This window comes from Deltaproteobacteria bacterium (genome assembly GCA_016218975.1).
Taxonomy (GTDB): domain Bacteria; phylum Desulfobacterota; class Deferrimicrobia; order Deferrimicrobiales; family Deferrimicrobiaceae; genus JAENIX01.
In genome coordinates this window covers 1-16,033 of record JACRCO010000053.1, presented here as the reverse complement: position 1 = coordinate 16,033, position 16,033 = coordinate 1, and the positions used below count along the sequence as shown (strand labels likewise).

Below are 16,033 nucleotides of genomic sequence, written 5' to 3'. Positions count from 1 at the left end.
TTCCATTCAGACATGACGAGGCACAGGACGGCAAACACACAGGTAAGCAACGACCTTTTCATAATACGCTCATACCTTCCGAATCGTCTGTTTACATGGCCATCATAAATGATAGCCCACCGGTACAGCAATAAATGTTCCTGGCAACTTATCGGCACACGTATTGCTGAATTATGGACATGCGTGAAGTTAAGGCGCGGGAATGCTTATATTTCGCAGTGGATTATCTATCCTTGTCGTTAATTTCACCAGGTGAGACGGTGTTCTCACCGTGTATACAAAGTATATACAAGTGGTCGTAAAACCACCAAAAAAGGAGGTAACACATGTTGCGCGCGTTGCTGAAAACTGTCCTGGCGTTTTCGATTTTTCTACCGGCGTTATCGTCGTTGCCATGCCATGCTGCGCTGACGCCGGGGCAGGACATCGTCGGATCGAGCTTTACATCCGATGCGACGAAGTATTATTTCAATTTACAGCTGGCAGGAGCGCCCGGGGGTACCGGGGCGGACGATTACGCGAATTCGTATGGGATCTATTTCATCGGGGGGGCGCCGAACCCTCCAGGCAACCAGGGGGAATATTTCGGCGTTTCGACCGCCCTTGGCGAGAATATCGATGCCTACACGTACGTCAACTATACACTTGGAGGAAATACAAATTCCATAGTGTACGGCAAGTACAAGGGACTCCTTGAAAACGGGACGTTCGATTCCCCCAATTTCAGTCCGATGCCCACTTTCTCGGCGAACGGAAGCAGCCTGACCTGGACGATCGGCAAGGATCAACTGGCATCCTCTTTTTCCTGGCTGGGCGCGACGTTCGGCACCGGCGGAACCTTCTACGACAAATCGAGCGTGGCCGCGACCCCGATCCCAAACGCGGTGTGGCTCTTCGGGTCCGGCGTCGTGGCTCTCGTAGGCATCAAAAGGAGGAGACGAAAGGCATAAGCGCCTTCGATGCCACCTGGTGAAGTGGGGAATGGTGGGCGCTACAGGATTTGAACCTGTGACTTCCACCGTGTGAAGGTGGCACTCTACCGCTGAGTTAAGCGCCCGTCCAGGATGTTCATTCTACTTGGGAGGCGATGCCCGTTCAACAAGATACTTGAACACAAATCAAGGACACAAATCATAAACACAAAAACAGGGACGTTCTTTAAAAGTCCGGCGGGGGGACGGTCCGGTTTCCCGTCCCCCTGCGTTAGCTTGATTGCACGTTTGTTGCTTGCGAGTTTTTAAGAACGTCCCTGTTTTTTAGAATGAGAGCCGGACGCCGACGTACGGCCCCTTCAGCTTGAGCTTGGCGACGATGTCGTCATCGTCGATCTTCAAGTCGATGATGCGGTAACCGCCCTGCACGCTTACGAACGGAACCGGAGAGAAGGAAACGAATCCGTCGCCCTCGAAGAGGTGGTTGCCCGAGTAGGACACGCCGGTCACACGCGCATCGGCGCGGACCATATTTTTAAGGAAGCCGGCGCCCGCACCGAGCCCAATCATGGGGATCGGCGCCTTGAAGTCCTTCGTCTGCGTCTGGGCGCTGCTCCGAAGCTCGACCTTCCCGTCGACGTACTTGACCTTCAGGATGAGACCGAGGTTGAAGTTTGCGACGGCGACGTTCGGGCGAACGATGTCGAACTGGAACTCGCCATCCGCCATCTTCAGCTCAAGGTCGGTGATGACGTTGGTGCCCGACGTGTAAGTCTGGCCGTTGAAGGTGATATTCCGCGAAATCGTATTGTTGCCGTCGAAGCTCACCGGGGTGTACCCGACCCGGAAGTGCGCCCTCCCGACTCGCAGGAACGCCTCGCCCGACGGGAAGTTCTCGTCCCCGACGCCAAGGTCGCTCTTGGCGTCGAACTCGCCGGTCACTCCGCTCACCGTCGTTTTTACGTTCGCATCGAGGTCCGGGAACCAGTACATTCCGCGGGCGCCTACCTCGAAACCGGGCGACGCATGCGCCGGGACCGCCGCCGAAAGAAAGAGGACGGCAAGGAAAACAAGGGGTCGTTTCATCGATACTCCTTTCACGGGCAGGATATTGTTATAATGGTCCGCCTTGAAAATTCGCACTTCGCGAGGGTTGCATGACGACGGAACGGAAACGGGAAATCCGGCGCCGCAGGCACCGGAAAGAGAAGTCCAGGAAACAACGCTCGAAGAAAGCGGCCAGGAGCAAATAAAAGATCGGTTTCGTTTCCCGGCGGAAAATGTTCCCGGCTACGGAAGCGGATGGGGCGCTGGTGGCCCCCCCGGACTTCAAATCCGGTCGGGAGGCAGCAATGTCTCCGGTGGGTTCGATTCCCTCACGCTTCCGCCATCCTCCTGCGCTCCTCGGCAGAACCAAAAAGTAGCCTCGGGGCTTTGGAGGGCAGTCTTTTTGCATTATGTAAAGCTTATCGGAGGCGGGGAAGCGTTTCTTTACGGACGTTTCGAAAATCGGCACCCGCAGAAGTCCTGTCGGTAAATACCCAGCTTTTTCGATATTTTGACGCTCTTTAGATACCCGTCGTTTTTTTTCATGTCAGCCTCGACGAACCGTACCCCTGCTTTTTGTCCCTCTTCACGGCCGATGCGGTTCACCATCGTGGCATCCTTCTTCGGACTTACCGTCAGGATGGTGCAAAAGGCCGGAATCCCCATCGCTTTGGCTTTTTCCGCCGTGCGGCGGAGCCTCATCCGGATGCATTCCTCGCAGCGGCGGCCTTTTTCGGGTTCCTCCTCGAGCCCCCGAACGGCGTCCTCCCAATCCTCCCGACCCCCATCTTCCGTTTCGAGTGCGAACGGAAGGAAATCCTGCACCTGGCGGGTCGCCTGAAGGCGGCGGTCGTACTCATCGCCCGGCGGAATATTCGGGTTGAAGAAGAACCCGGTGACGCGGAACCTCTCCTGCATCGCCGGAACGCCGTAACAGGCGTCCGGTCCGCAGCAGATATGCAGGAGAACGTTTTCGCCGTCCGGAACGTCCGAAAGCAGCTTCATCTGCGGAACCCAACCTCTCTCTTCCTTATCATATAATCGTGAATGGAAAAGAAGGAGGAAAAGCGATGGGCCTACAGGTCCTCCTGTTCGTAGCGACGTTTTTCTCCACCCTGGTCGCCGGGACGTACCTCTCGGGCGCCGATCCCCTGCGCGACCCGGCGCAACTGGTCGTGGGGCTTACGTTCTCCATCCCCCTGCTGGCGATACTCGGCATCCACGAACTGGGACACTACACTGCCGCCAGGCGGCACAACGTCGCGGTGACTCCGCCGTATTTCATCCCGGCGCCATCGTTCATCGGCACGTTCGGGGCGTTCATACGCATCAAGTCGCCGGTTCCGCACCGGGACGCATTGCTCGACATCGGCGCGGCAGGGCCGATAGCAGGAGCCCTGATCGCGGTTCCCATCCTCATTATAGGATTGAAGATGTCGGCGATCCGCCCGACGGTCGGTCTCACCGGCATCCCGCTCGGAGAGTCTCTACTTTTCCGCGCCGCATCGAACCTTGTTCTCGGCGATATTCCGAAGGGCTACGACGTCGTCCTCCACCCCGTTGCATTCGCCGGGTGGATCGGCCTTCTCGTGACGGCCCTGAACCTCCTGCCGGCGGGGCAGCTCGACGGGGGGCACATCGCGTATGCCCTTTTCGGCGGTTCGTATATGAAATTCGCGCGCGCGATCCCGTACCTGCTCCTTCCCATGGGGTATTTCTGGGGGGGGTGGATCATCTGGGCGGTCATGCTTTTCGTGATAGGAACGGCCCATCCGGCGCCGTTGCACGCGGAGATCCCCCTGTCACGGGGGCGCCGCGCCGTAGGCATCTTTTCCGGGCTTCTTTTCCTGGTTTGCTTCACCCCCACCCCGGTTCCCATGTAAGGGGGGATGAGCCATCCGCGAGCTCTTTACCCTGCGTCCTTACCTGGAGCGCCACGGGACGGCGTTCGTCCTGTGCGCCCTCGGACTGCTGGCTTCCAGCCTCTTCGGGCTTCTGATCCCCTGGATGACGCGGGAGGCGATCGACGGCATCGCCGCGCCCGACGGGGCGGCGCGTCTGGCGCGAGCCGTATCCTGGATGCTGCTCTTCGCGGCCCTGCACGGTACGTTCCGATACTTTTCCCGCCGGGGCTTGCTGGTCGTAGCGCGCCTGGTGGAACTCGAGCTTCGAAAAGACGTGTTCCGCCATGTGATCCGCCTGCCGCTTTCCTTTTTCGGCGCAACCCCCACCGGGGACGTCATGTCCCGGATGACGAACGACATTTCCGCGGTGTGGCTCTTCCTGGGCCCCGGGCTGCTTATGCTTGCGGGAACGATCATCTCCTACGTCCTTGCCCTCGGCTTCATGTTCCGGATCAGCGTTCTCCTCACGGCCATTTCCCTGGTGCTGGCGCCTGCGGTCATCCTTGTGTCGAAGCAATACGGAAAAACGTTCCACCGCCTCTATCGAAATGTCCAGGAAACGCTCGCAGGGATGAACGCAACTCTCCAGGAAAATCTGAGCGGCATCAGGCTGGTCAAGGCGTACGGTCTCGAGGAGCATGAAGCAGACCGGTTCGCCCTCGATTGCGAGGAATATCTCCGGAAGAACGTGGCCGTCGCGAAAACATCCGCGGTGTTCCACGGGGCGATCGGATTTCTCGCGGGCGCCGGGATCGCAATGGTGCTGCTGGCCGGCGGATGGCTCGTCATCCGCGGCCGCCTGACACTGGGCGGATTCGTCGCGTTCAACGCGTACCTTGCGATGCTCTCGTTCCCGACCATGGCGCTTGGATGGGTCATCAACCTCGTTCAGAGGGGCGGAAGCGCCATGGGCCGCATCAACGAGTTCTTGCGACTCCCCACCGAGCTTTCAATGGATGAGACGGAGCGCTCCGAAGCGCCCGAGGCGGCCAGGGATGGCGAAGCCGCTCTCGAATTCCGGAATCTTTCTTATTCCTATCCGGGTGAAGGACGAGGAGAAGCGCTTCGGGACGTATCGTTCGTCATACGCGCGGGCGAGGTGGTCGGCCTTGCGGGGTCCACGGGCAGCGGGAAGAGCACATTGCTATCGGCGATCCTGCGGCTTTATCCGGTCGCTCCGGGGACGGTATTTTTCAATGGCAAGGACATCAACGGCATCCCTGTGGAGGAACTTCGACGCTCCGTGGCATTCGTCGCGCAGGATCCCTTCCTCTTCTCGGACACGGTCCTTGCCAACCTCTGCTTCGGGTTGGAGGAAACGGATCCCGAAACGGCGCGGCGGGCGGCCGGGCAGGCGCGTCTCCTTGCCGAGATAGAAGAAATGCCGGACGGGTTCGGAACGGTCATCGGAGAGCGGGGGGTCTCCCTCTCAGGCGGGCAGAAGCAGCGGGCGACCATCGCGAGGGCGCTCGGCACCGGAGCGAAGGTCCTTCTCCTGGACGACGCTCTCTCGTCCGTGGACGCGGAAACGGAACAGGAGATTTTCCGCGAGATCCTCTCGCTGCGCGGCTTCAGGACGATCCTTTACAGCACGCATCGGCTATCGTCGCTTGCGCGCTGCGACCGCATCCTGGTTCTCTCCGAAGGGAGGATCGCTGAGCAGGGAACGCACGACGAGCTGCTTTCCCTTCGCGGAGTGTACTTCGACATGTACTCCCGCCAGATGCTCTCCCGCGAGCTGGAGGCGTCGACGTGAGCAACGGGCACGAGCTTTTCTTCCTCGAAGACCGGGCAGACGCGCAGGCGTTGGACATTCGGCTTCTGCGCCGTCTTCTCTCGTACCTCCGGCCTCACAAGGCGCTGGTCGCCCTGGCTCTCCTGGGGCTGGCGTTGGGCACCGTCTGCCAGCTCGCCGGCCCTTACCTTATCAAGATAATCATCGACCGGCACATAACCGCAGGCCGCTTCGAGGGGATGATCGGGTGGATCGCGCTCTATCTCGCTTCCCTCGGTGGGGCGATGGGATTCCTTTATCTCGAGATGCTTTCGGTTTCGATACTCGGCCAGCGGGTCATTCTTTCGATCCGGAAAGAGATGTTCTCCCGGCTGGAGCGCCTGCCCGTCTCCTTCTTCGATCGGACGCCGACCGGACGGCTGATGACGCGGCTCACTTCCGATGTGGAAGCGCTCCAGGAGCTCATATCATCGGGGCTGGTGTCGACCGTAGGCGACGTGACGGTCCTGCTGGGGATTGCGGTCATCCTTCTGTTCATGAACCCCGCCTTGGCGTTAGTCACGTTCATCGTACTTCCCGCCCTGGTTCTCTTCGTGGAAGTGCTCAAAAAATTCATACGCGAGGGAAACCGGGAGATGCGCAAGAGGCTTGCGCGGCTGAACGCATTCCTCCAGGAGCACATTTCCGGCGTCGCCGTGGTCAAGGCGTTCGTGCAGGAAAAGAAATCGGACCGGCAATTCGACGCGCTGAACGAAGATTACGCGTCCGTGAGCGTCCGCCTGACCAATTACTACTCGTTCTATTTCCCGGGTGTCGAGCTTTTCTCGTCGATCGCCGTGGCGCTGCTGCTATGGCGTGGCGGCGGGCAGGTGATTTCCGGCGCCATTACGTTCGGCACGCTGGTGGCCTTCCTCGAGTACGCGCAGAAGTTCTTCAACCCCATAAAGGACATGAGCGACAAGTACAACATACTCCAGTCGGCCCTGGCATCCTGCGAGCGGATCTTCCATATCCTGGATGCGGAACCTTCTCCCGAGTACGTTCGCGCACCCGCACGCGCCGCGGCGCCTGCGGCAACTCCGGACCCGGGCTCCGACAAGGACCCCGGACACGAGGCGGCGAGGCATGAGCCGGATGTGGGGACGCCCGGACACGTGAGTGCGCCCGCCATCGAGTTCCGCGATGTCTGGTTTTCCTACGGCGACGGCGGCGCGGGAAATACGCCGGACAGGGGACCTGTACTGCGGGGGGTATCCTTCTCCATCGGGGAAGGTGAGATGGGTGCGATCGTCGGCGCAACGGGTGCGGGGAAGACGACGATCCTTTCTCTTCTGTGCAGGCTTTACGAAATCGAGCGCGGCAGGATCCTTCTGTTCGGGCAGGACATCCGGGAAATCCCCCGGGAGGAACTGCGCGGAAGGATATCGCTTGTCCTGCAGGATCCGTTTCTTTTCTCGGGAACCGTCCTCCAGAACGTGGAGGCGGGGGGGAGTGCCGTGGAAAATGCGGTCGCCGCATCGGGTGTCGCCGATTTTGCGGGAAGATGGGAGAAGGGTCTCGAGACCGCCGTAGGAGAGCGAGGCGGAAGGTTGTCCGTCGGACAGCGCCAGCTTGTGGCGTTCGCGCGCGCGCTGGCCAGGAGCCCGGACGTTCTGATCCTGGACGAGGCAACCTCGAGCGTGGATCCCGTCACCGAGAGCGATATCCGGAAAGCGCTTGCGAACATCCTTGCGGGCCGCACTTCGCTTGTAGTCGCACACCGGCTCTCCACGATCCTGTCCGCGGACCGAATCATAGTGCTGCACAAGGGGAAGGTTCGCGAAACGGGCACGCATCGGGAACTGATGAATGCCGGCGGCATCTACAGCCGCCTCTACATGCTCCAATACGGCGGGAAAGCGGAAGACGCGCCGTCCATATCAGCCTTACACCAGCCATGAACGAGAAGCGGACGTCCTAAGATCCAGGGGAAATAGATCGCTTCACACGCATCCTTTATTCCATCCGGGAATGTTGAAATCGCATCGGGTTGATCGCAACAATTAGTTGCATCGGTGCTTGTGAAACGTTTCCGCTCCGTGTTTCATCTACATAAGGCCGATGAAATTACCATCATATACGCTTTTATTTTCGACCAGATATGGATGATTGCGTCAAGCTTTTCCCGGGTTGGCATACCCCATGCTTTCATTGATTTCATCGATCATCCCCCGTTGCAACTCTTGCGGGGGATTGGTTAAGGAGGATAGCTGTGAATGTCGAGCGATGGATCCGCGTGATCGCGGGAACGTTTGTGATGGTGAGCCTTTCTCTTGGATGGTACATCTCCCCCTGGTTTTTCCTGTTCACGGCCTTCGTGGGCTTGAACCTGTTCCAGTCGGGCTGGACGAACTGGTGCCTGATGGAGACGTTTTTGAAAAAACTGGGCGTGCCCGAGCGATAGGGAGGAGGCGCAGATGCCGCTTTACGAGTACAGGTGCGAGAAATGCGGGCGGGAGTTCGAATCGTTCCGGAAATTGTCCGACACGGGGAAGGATGAAACGTGTCCCTCCTGCGGCGGCCTCGCCGAACGGGTGAGGATCTCGTTGTTCCGCATGAGCGGAAGCGGCTCTTCCGGCGGATCGTCCTGCGGAGGCGGCTCGCGCCGCTCGCCTTTCGGATGAGTGTGATCGTATCGCCCGGCGGTCGCCGGGAACACCCGCATCTCACACGGAGCTTGTGTTGCAGCGGCGGAATCCGGTCTACGAGGTAGGCAATGGGTGGTGACTGGCTTCAGGTGGTCCTGATTGCGGCTGCGGTCGTAGTGTTCGTGCTTATCAGGGGAGACGGGGGCGGTTGAGGCCCAAGGTGCTGATGCCGCGGCCGGGAGCCGCGGCTATGGAAAATCGAACGGAAACGGAATGCGTACAGGATCATCCCAACGCCAGCCGATGAAATTCACGCTCAGGCGAGGCCAAGACGCTTCATCTTCCTCCAAAGGGTGGTGCGATCCATTCCCAGCGCTGCCGCTGCGGCGATGCGGTTCCAACGGTTTGCTTCGAGGGCATGAGAGATGCGCCCCCGTTCATCGTCCCGGCTGGTTTCCGTTGCGGCAGAATCCGCGGCGGGTTCGCGATGCCCGGCGTCGGCCACTTCCTCCGCAAGGTCGGCGACGGACATCACGGGCCCCCGGGCCACGACAACGCCCCGTTCGAGCACGTTTTCCAGTTCGCGCACATTGCCCGGCCACCTGTAGGCCATAAGGCGCCGCATCGCCTCGGGCGACACTCCGCGCACCCGGTCCAGACCGCGCCTGCGAAGCCCTTCCAGGATATGTTCCACGAGCATGGGTATATCCTCCGTCCTCTCCCGCAACGGCGGAACCCGCAAGGGTATGACGTTCAGCCTGTAATAAAGGTCTTCCCGGAAAAGGCCTTCTTTCACCGCCTCGCGGACGTTGCGGTTGGTCGCGGCGATGATCCGGAAATCGGCGTGGAGCGTCCTGCTGCTGCCCACCCGCTGGAATTCCCGGTCCTGCACGACGTGGAGCAGCTTGGCCTGCAGGAAAGGGGATATCTCGCCGATCTCGTCGAGGAAGATCGTTCCGCCGGAAGCCGCTTCGAAGCGGCCCGTCTTGTCGGATATGGCTCCGGTGAAGGCGCCTTTTACGTGACCGAACAGTTCGGATTCAAGCAGTGTTTCAGTGAGCGCTGCGCAGTTGACCTTGACGAACGGTCCGTCGCGCCGCGGCGAGAGGTCGTGTATCGCCCGGGCGAAAAGCCCTTTTCCCGTGCCGCTCTCCCCCTCGATCAGGACGGTGGAATCGGTGTCCCTTACCGCCTCTACCAGGTCGAAGATCTTCTGGAGGCGGGCCGTTTTCCCGACGATGTCCCGAAAAGGAAACCGGGACCGGCGTTCGTCGGCAAGCCGTTCGATTTCCTCGAAACTGCGAAAGGAGATGACGAACCCGAGGATGTTGCCCGGCGGTTCCTCCAGGAACGACCAGCTTGCGCTGACGGGAACGATACCTCCGTCGGCGCGCACCAGGGTTCCGGTGACTTCGGTTTGCGGTTTACCCGCGGCGGAGATGTCTCCCATCGGGCATTGGGATTGCGCCGGTCCGAAATTGGCTCGAAGGATATCCCGGCAATCCTTGCCGATAGCCTCATTCTCAGGGATGCCGACCAGACGTTCGGCGGCCCGGTTGAAGGAGGCGATCCGGTGATCGCGATCGACTGTGATCACGGCTTCCCACACGCTGTTCAAAATCGCGGTCAGCTTCTTTTCGCCGGTAAGCGCAGCCCCGCCCTCTATTTGCAATATATCGTTGCGGTTCATGTTGCAATCATAATCCGGAATTCGCCAAAACGCAATGTTTTCAAAGAAATCGGTTATGGCACGGCGGATGCTAAACAAGCCGGGGGAACCGATCCGCCGGAGGCAGGGAGCACATCAAAATGTTGAAAATATCGATATCGTCGAAAATATCCTTGTTGCCGAAAATATCGGGACCGGCCATTTTATTCGTTTTCATTGCCGCGACGGCTTTGCCTCTTCGCGCTGCGGAGGCCATGGATTCCGTCGACCTGCCGCAGGCGGTGGCGCGAGCCCTGAAGGCAAATCCCGCCGTGTCCGCCGAAGGACATGATCTGGCGGCGGCAAGGCACGATGTCCTGGCCGCCCGCGGCCGCTATCTCCCCGAACTCTCCGCCGGGCTCCAGTTCCTGCGCACCGACGTACCCGCCGAAGTTTTCGCACTCAAGATCAACCAGGAAAAGCTCTCCGCGTCAGACTTCCTGGATGTGAACAACTTCAACAATCCCCCACCCCTGAACGGCTACTTCACGACATTCACCCTCCGGCAGCCGATCTTCGCGCCCCAGGCGTACCTGGGATACAAGATGGCGCGGAAGGAGGCCGGCGCGAAGGAGTTCGACTACTCGAGGACAAGGGAGGAGGCGGTTTACAAGGTGCTCGCCGCGTATCTCGACGTTCTTACCGCGAAGGCTTACGCCGGCGTCGCGGCGCAGGGGTTTTCCGATGCGAAGGAGCACAGGCGGCTGGCGGAGGCGGCCGAAAAAGCGGGAACGGGCTTGTCCGCGGATGTCCTTAGGACGAAGGTGTCGGTTGCAGCGGCGGAAGGGGAGATGGTGACCGCGGAGAGCCGGCTCGAACTGGCGCGCCGCGGGTTGTCGCTTGCGATGGGGGAGAAAAACGCCCCCCCGACGGACGCACTGGGACCGCCGCCGGCGTTCCCCCCCCCGGAAACGCTCGAGGAACTGCAGGCTGCCGTGGAAAGGCGTACGGACCTGCGGGCGGCCTCCATGCGCGTCGCGAATGCCGCTACGGGCGAGACCCTCCGGAAGTCCGAGTACCTGCCCACCCTGGGTTTCATCGGCGAGTACAGGCTCGACGCAGCGAACGGGCCGTTCTCGGTCGACAACAGAAGCTGGAAGGCGGGCGTGGGGCTTTCCTGGAACGTCTTCGACGGACTGCGGAGGGAGGCGGCGGTTTCAAGGGCGGCGTCCGAACGGAGGAAGGCGGAAGAGAATTACAGGGGAGAGAAGGACCTTGCATCGTTCCAGGTGGCGCAGGCGTACCTGGAAGTCCGCGATGCGCAGCGGCGGGCGGAGATCGCAGGGGCGGCGGTTGCGGCCGCGGAAGAGGGGGCGAGGTTGATCCGCAGCAGGTATGAGAATCAGATCGGCCGGATGATCGACGTCCTTGATGCGCAGGCGGCGCTCGACAGGGCACGCGCGGAAGCCGTAAAGGCGGAGAACGACGTGCGCCGCTCGCATGCCCGCCTGATGTTCGCTTCGGGGACGCTGCTGGAATGGGCTTTTCGGGAAGGGAAGGAGGCACGACAGTGAGGTTTCGCGCCGTAACAACCGGACACTTCGTGACCGTGGCGGCTTTTGTTTCGGCCGCGATCCTTCTCGCTTCCTGCGGGGATAGGGCGAAACATGGGAAAGAGGTCTCTCCGATTCACGTGGTGCAGGGCGTTGAGGTGTTCACGGTTGCGCCGTCCTCCCGGGAATCGGCGGGAGAGGCGGTGGGCACGGTGCGGGCGAAGACGACCGCCGCGGTGGCTCCGCAGGCGATGGGGCGCCTGACCGCGGTTTTCACGGAGGCCGGTGCGCGTGTCGAAGCGGGCGGATTGCTGGCGACCATCGATGACCAGGCGGCCCGGGCGCAGCTTGCCTCGGCCGATGGAGCGCTTGCCGAGGCGGAAGCGGCGCGCGAAGAGGCGGACCGCGGCGTCGAGCAGGCCGAGGCCGGCAGGTCGCTTGCCGAAAAAACGTACGGGCGCTACCGGAAACTCCTGGAGGAGAAGGTGATCACACCCCAGGAGTTCGACGAGGTCGAGGCGCGACGGACTGTAGCGGCGCAGGAGCGAGAGCGTGCGTTGAGGCGGCGTGCACAGCTGGACGGCAGGATCGCGCAGGCCAGGGGCCATGTAAATTCCGCGCGTACGGCGCTGGCTTGGACGCGGGTAACCGCGCCGTTCGCCGGGGTGATCGTGGAGAAGAGAGCGGACGCCGGATCCATGGCGACGCCGGGCGTGCCCCTGTTCATCCTCGAGGACCCGAGGCGGCATCGCATCGAAGCGGCCGTCTCCGAGTCTCACCTCCCGCTGCTCAAGGCGGGCTCCCCGGTCCGAGTGACGCTCGACGCCGACCCTGAGCGGGAAATACCCGCGGCGGTCACGGAGGTCGTCCCCGCGATCGACCCAGCCACGCGAACCTTCCTCGTGAAAGTCGATCTCCCGCCCGGATCGGTCCGATCCGGCCAATCCGGCCGGGTGCGGTACGCCGCCGGGAAGGGCTCCGGGATTGCCGTCCCGAAACAGGCGGTCGTCCGATCCGGCGGGAGCGATTGGGTCTTCGTCCTCTCGAACGATAACGTGGTCCGGCTTTCCCCCGTCACCCTCGGCGCTCCCGAAGGCGACCGGGTGGAGGTTCTTTCCGGGCTTTCGGCCGGGGCTCGCATAGCCGTGTCGCCCGTAGACCGGCTTGCCGACGGCGTCCGGGCGGAGGTCCGCAAGTGACGGACCGGCAAAAGAACGCGCGGCGCGGGATCGCGGGCCGGATCGCCGCGGCCTTCATCGATTCCCGCCTGACGCCGCTCATCGTCCTTGCATCCATCCTGCTCGGCGTGGGGGCCGTGCTGCTTCTCCCCCGCGAGGAAGAGCCGCAGATCGTCGTTCCGATGATCGATGTCTTCGTTCAGATGCCGGGGGCGTCCGCGAAGGAGGTCGAGGACCGGGTCACAAGGCCGATGGAGAAACTCCTCTGGGAGATACCGGGTGTCGAATACATCTACTCCACGTCGTCGCCGGGGCAATCCATGGCGGTCGTACGGTTCAAGGTCGGCGAGGACGAGGAGAAGAGCATCGTCCGCCTGAACCAGAAGATGTTCGCCAACTTCGACCTGATCCCGCCGGGCGCAACGCCTCCGCTGGTCAAGCCGCGATCCATAGACGACGTGCCCATACTGGCTCTCACCCTTTCGGGCGAACGGTACGACCCCTTCACGCTGCGCCGTGTCGCCGTGCAGCTTCACGAGCAGATAAAAACGGTCCCGGACGTGTCGGAGGTGAAGATCATCGGCGGGCAGCGGCGCCAGGTGCGCGTGCTCCTCGACCCCGCGGCTATGGCGTCGCGCGGGGTTGCGCCCGCCGGGCTCGTCGGCGCCATCGGGCAGGCCAACCGGCAGCTCCAGGCCGGAAGCTTCGCCTCCGGGAACCGCGAGTTCCTGGTGGAGACCGGCGGTTTCCTGCGAAACGCCGACGACGTGGGGAGCGTGGTTGCGGGAGTCTCCGGCGGCCGGCCGGTGTACCTGCGCGATGTCGCGCGTATCGTGGACGGGCCCGAGGAGCCGTCAGACTACGTGCTCCACGCGGACGGCCCTTCGTCCCGCGAGAAAGCGAAATCCGCGGTACCCGCCGTCACGCTGTCGGTAGCGAAACGTAAAGGTACCAACGCCATCGCGGTGGCGGATAGGGTCCTTGCGAAGGTGGATGGGATCAGGGGAGCCCTCCTGCCCGGCGACGTGCGCCTCACCGTGACGCGGAATTACGGCGAGACGGCGGCGGACAAGTCGAACGAGCTGCTCCTGCACATGCTGCTCGCCGTGATCTCGGTGTCGGTACTCATCTGGATCACGCTGGGGTTCCGTGAGTCGGGAATCGTGGCCACGGCCATTCCCGTAACGCTTGCGCTTACGCTCGCCGTCTTCTACCTCGCCGGTTACACACTGAACCGGGTGACGCTTTTCGCGCTCATCTTCTCCATCGGCATCCTGGTGGACGACGCAATTGTCGTCGTCGAGAACGTCGTCCGGCACATCCGTCTCCCGGAAAACCGCGGCCGGCCCTTGTCTGAGATCGCCATAGAGGCTGTGGACGAGGTGGGGAACCCCACCATCCTCGCCACTTTCACCGTGATCGCCGCGATACTCCCCATGGCCTTCGTGCGGGGGCTCATGGGCCCGTACATGCGTCCCATCCCGGTAGGAGCGACTGCCGCGATGCTTTTCTCCCTGCTGGTGGCGTTCATCATCACTCCATGGGCGAGCGTGCGCCTGCTGAAGCCGGATGATGGACGCGGGGATCACGGCGTCGAGGGGAGAGCCACACGGCTGTACCGGGAGGCGATGGGCCGCCTGCTCCACCGGCCCGCATGGCGGTACGGATTTCTCCTCCTCGTCGTTTTTCTCCTTCTGGGCTCGGCTTCTCTCGTCGCGCTTAAGTGGGTGAAGGTGAAGATGCTCCCCTTCGACAACAAAAGCGAGTTCCAGGTGGTGATCGACATGCCGGAAGGGACCACGCTGGAAGAAACCGCATCCGTCACCAGGGAGATCGGGGGAATCCTCTCCACCGTCCCGGAGGTGGCGAATTACCAGATGTACGTAGGCGCTTCTTCTCCTTACAACTTCAACGGGCTCGTGCGGCACTATTTCCTGCGCCGGGGGGCGAACGTCGCGGACATCCAGGTGAACCTGGCTCCCAAGGGGGAGCGCAAGGCGCAGAGCCACGATATCGCCACCCGTGTCAGGCCGAAGATCCAGGAAGCTGCGGCCCGCCACGGCGCCAGGGTCAAGGTCGCCGAGGTCCCCCCGGGGCCTCCTGTCCTCCAGACGCTTGTCGCGGAGGTGTACGGTCCCGATTACCGGGGGCAGATCGAGGCCGCGAGGCGGGTAAAGGATATCCTGGAAAAATCCGAGGGTGTCGTGGATGTGGACTGGTACGTGGAAGACGACCAGCCGCGGTTCCGGTTCGAGGTGGACCAGGCCAAGGCGGCACAGAACGGGGTGTCGACCGGGCAGGCGGCCGAGACATTGCGCCTTGCCGTGGATGGGACGGCGGCGGGGCTGCTTCACCAGCCCTCGGAAAAGGAGGACGTTCCGATCGTCCTGCGCCTCCCGCGGGCAGAACGTTCGAAGATCGAGAGCCTTAAAGCGGTCCGGGTAGCGGGGAGGCAGGGGAACCTGGTCCCCCTCGGAGAAATCGTTCGGGTGCGCGAGGAGATTGCGGAGAAAAGCATCCACCACAAGAATCTTATGCCGGTGGTGTACGTGACCGCCGACGTAGCGGGGAAAGTGGAAAGCCCGGTCTACGCAATCCTGGGGATCAACCGGGAACTCGACAAGCTGGTCCTGCCCGAAGGGTACGGGATGGAGCGGTACGTGGCCTCCCTGCCGGAGACGGATCGCAAGATCGCCATGAAGTGGGACGGGGAGTGGCACATCACGTACGAAGTGTTCCGCGACCTTGGGCTGGCCTTCGCCGCGGTGATGGTGCTGATCTACATCCTCGTGGTGGGGTGGTTCCAGTCCTTCCGCACGCCCTTCACGATCATGGCCGCCATTCCGTTCTCACTGGTGGGGATCCTCCCGGGCCACGGCTTCATGGGGGCCTTCTTCACCGCCACCTCCATGATCGGATTCATCGCCGGAGCCGGGATCGTCGTCCGCAATTCCATCATCCTTGTGGACTTCGTGGAACTGCGGCTTTCCCAGGGGATGCCGCTGGACAAGGCGGTGATCGATGCCGGTGCGGTCCGGTTCCGCCCGATGCTGCTGACCGCCGCGGCCGTCATCGTCGGCGCTTCCGTCATTCTGTTCGACCCTATCTTCCAGGGGCTGGCTATATCCCTGATGGCGGGCGAAGTCGCCTCCCTGCTGATTTCGCGCATGACGGTCCCGATCCTCTTCTTCCTCTCCGAACGAAGGAAGCACGCAACAACTTAAAAACCGGGACGCAAAAACAGGTAAAAACTCAAAAACAGGGACGTTCTTAAAAACTCAAAAATAGTCAAAAACAGGGACGAGTCAAAAACAGTGACGTTCTTAAAAACTCGGGTGACACATCGACTGCCGTCTTTGGTTCGAGTTTTTAAGAACGTCCCTGTTTTTGACTCGTCCCTGTTTTTGAC

At 61.6% G+C, this 16,033-nt stretch carries 12 protein-coding genes and 2 tRNA genes; 10 read left to right on the top strand and 4 right to left on the bottom strand.

Annotated elements, in window-relative coordinates; all coding sequences use genetic code 11:
• The first annotated feature begins 326 nt into the window (after positions 1–326).
• Positions 327–950, top strand: coding sequence for a hypothetical protein (locus tag HY896_06655; protein MBI5576029.1), 624 nt, complete (start codon positions 327–329; stop codon positions 948–950).
• A gap of 32 nt (positions 951–982) precedes the next feature.
• Here HY896_06655 and HY896_06650 read toward each other — a convergent pair.
• Both HY896_06650 and HY896_06645 read right to left on the bottom strand, forming a co-directional pair.
• Positions 983–1,057 (bottom strand) — tRNA-Val (locus HY896_06650).
• 199 nt (positions 1,058–1,256) lie between these two features.
• Positions 1,257–2,018 carry a hypothetical protein gene (locus tag HY896_06645; protein MBI5576028.1) on the bottom strand — a complete coding sequence of 254 codons (762 nt, stop codon included), beginning with the start codon at positions 2,016–2,018 and terminating at the stop codon, positions 1,257–1,259.
• Between the two features lie 208 nt (positions 2,019–2,226).
• Between HY896_06645 and HY896_06640 the strand changes: the two genes are divergently transcribed.
• Positions 2,227–2,322 (top strand) — tRNA-Sec (locus HY896_06640).
• 101 nt (positions 2,323–2,423) lie between these two features.
• Here HY896_06640 and HY896_06635 read toward each other — a convergent pair.
• On the bottom strand, positions 2,424–2,984 hold the full coding sequence (locus HY896_06635) for an epoxyqueuosine reductase QueH (GenBank protein MBI5576027.1): 561 nt from the start codon (positions 2,982–2,984) through the stop codon (positions 2,424–2,426).
• A gap of 65 nt (positions 2,985–3,049) precedes the next feature.
• Between HY896_06635 and HY896_06630 the strand changes: the two genes are divergently transcribed.
• From HY896_06630 to HY896_06610, 5 genes are all read left to right on the top strand, one after another.
• The gene (locus tag HY896_06630; protein ID MBI5576026.1) at positions 3,050–3,862 is read left to right on the top strand and encodes a site-2 protease family protein; all 813 of its coding nucleotides are present in this window, start codon (positions 3,050–3,052) and stop codon (positions 3,860–3,862) included.
• Between the two features lie 124 nt (positions 3,863–3,986).
• On the top strand, positions 3,987–5,639 hold the full coding sequence (locus HY896_06625) for an ABC transporter ATP-binding protein (protein ID MBI5576025.1): 1,653 nt from the start codon (positions 3,987–3,989) through the stop codon (positions 5,637–5,639).
• Positions 5,636–7,558, top strand: coding sequence for an ABC transporter ATP-binding protein (locus tag HY896_06620; GenBank protein MBI5576024.1), 1,923 nt, complete (start codon positions 5,636–5,638; stop codon positions 7,556–7,558). The genes HY896_06625 and HY896_06620 overlap by 4 nt, the downstream gene beginning before the upstream one ends.
• Positions 7,559–7,869: 311 nt before the next feature.
• Positions 7,870–8,061, top strand: a complete 192-nt coding sequence (locus HY896_06615; GenBank protein MBI5576023.1) for a DUF2892 domain-containing protein — start codon at positions 7,870–7,872, stop codon at positions 8,059–8,061.
• Between the two features lie 13 nt (positions 8,062–8,074).
• Positions 8,075–8,281 (top strand): zinc ribbon domain-containing protein, encoded by a 207-nt coding sequence (locus tag HY896_06610; GenBank protein MBI5576022.1) that lies wholly within the window; start codon positions 8,075–8,077, stop codon positions 8,279–8,281.
• Between the two features lie 280 nt (positions 8,282–8,561).
• Here the strand turns inward: HY896_06610 and HY896_06605 are convergent, their stop codons facing one another.
• Positions 8,562–9,935 (bottom strand): sigma 54-interacting transcriptional regulator, encoded by a 1,374-nt coding sequence (locus HY896_06605; protein MBI5576021.1) that lies wholly within the window; start codon positions 9,933–9,935, stop codon positions 8,562–8,564.
• A 233-nt stretch (positions 9,936–10,168) separates the two neighbouring features.
• Here HY896_06605 and HY896_06600 point away from each other — a divergent pair, with 233 nt between their 5' ends.
• From HY896_06600 to HY896_06590, 3 genes are read left to right on the top strand one after another with little or no spacing between them, the layout of a single operon-like run.
• Positions 10,169–11,467, top strand: a complete 1,299-nt coding sequence (locus HY896_06600) for a TolC family protein (GenBank protein ID MBI5576020.1) — start codon at positions 10,169–10,171, stop codon at positions 11,465–11,467.
• Positions 11,464–12,645 carry an efflux RND transporter periplasmic adaptor subunit gene (locus HY896_06595; protein MBI5576019.1) on the top strand — a complete coding sequence of 394 codons (1,182 nt, stop codon included), beginning with the start codon at positions 11,464–11,466 and terminating at the stop codon, positions 12,643–12,645. Before HY896_06600 ends, HY896_06595 begins: the two co-directional genes overlap by 4 nt.
• Positions 12,642–15,848: an efflux RND transporter permease subunit gene (locus HY896_06590; protein ID MBI5576018.1), complete on the top strand. Its 3,207-nt coding sequence runs from the start codon at positions 12,642–12,644 to the stop codon at positions 15,846–15,848. Before HY896_06595 ends, HY896_06590 begins: the two co-directional genes overlap by 4 nt.
• Positions 15,849–16,033: the final 185 nt, after the last annotated feature.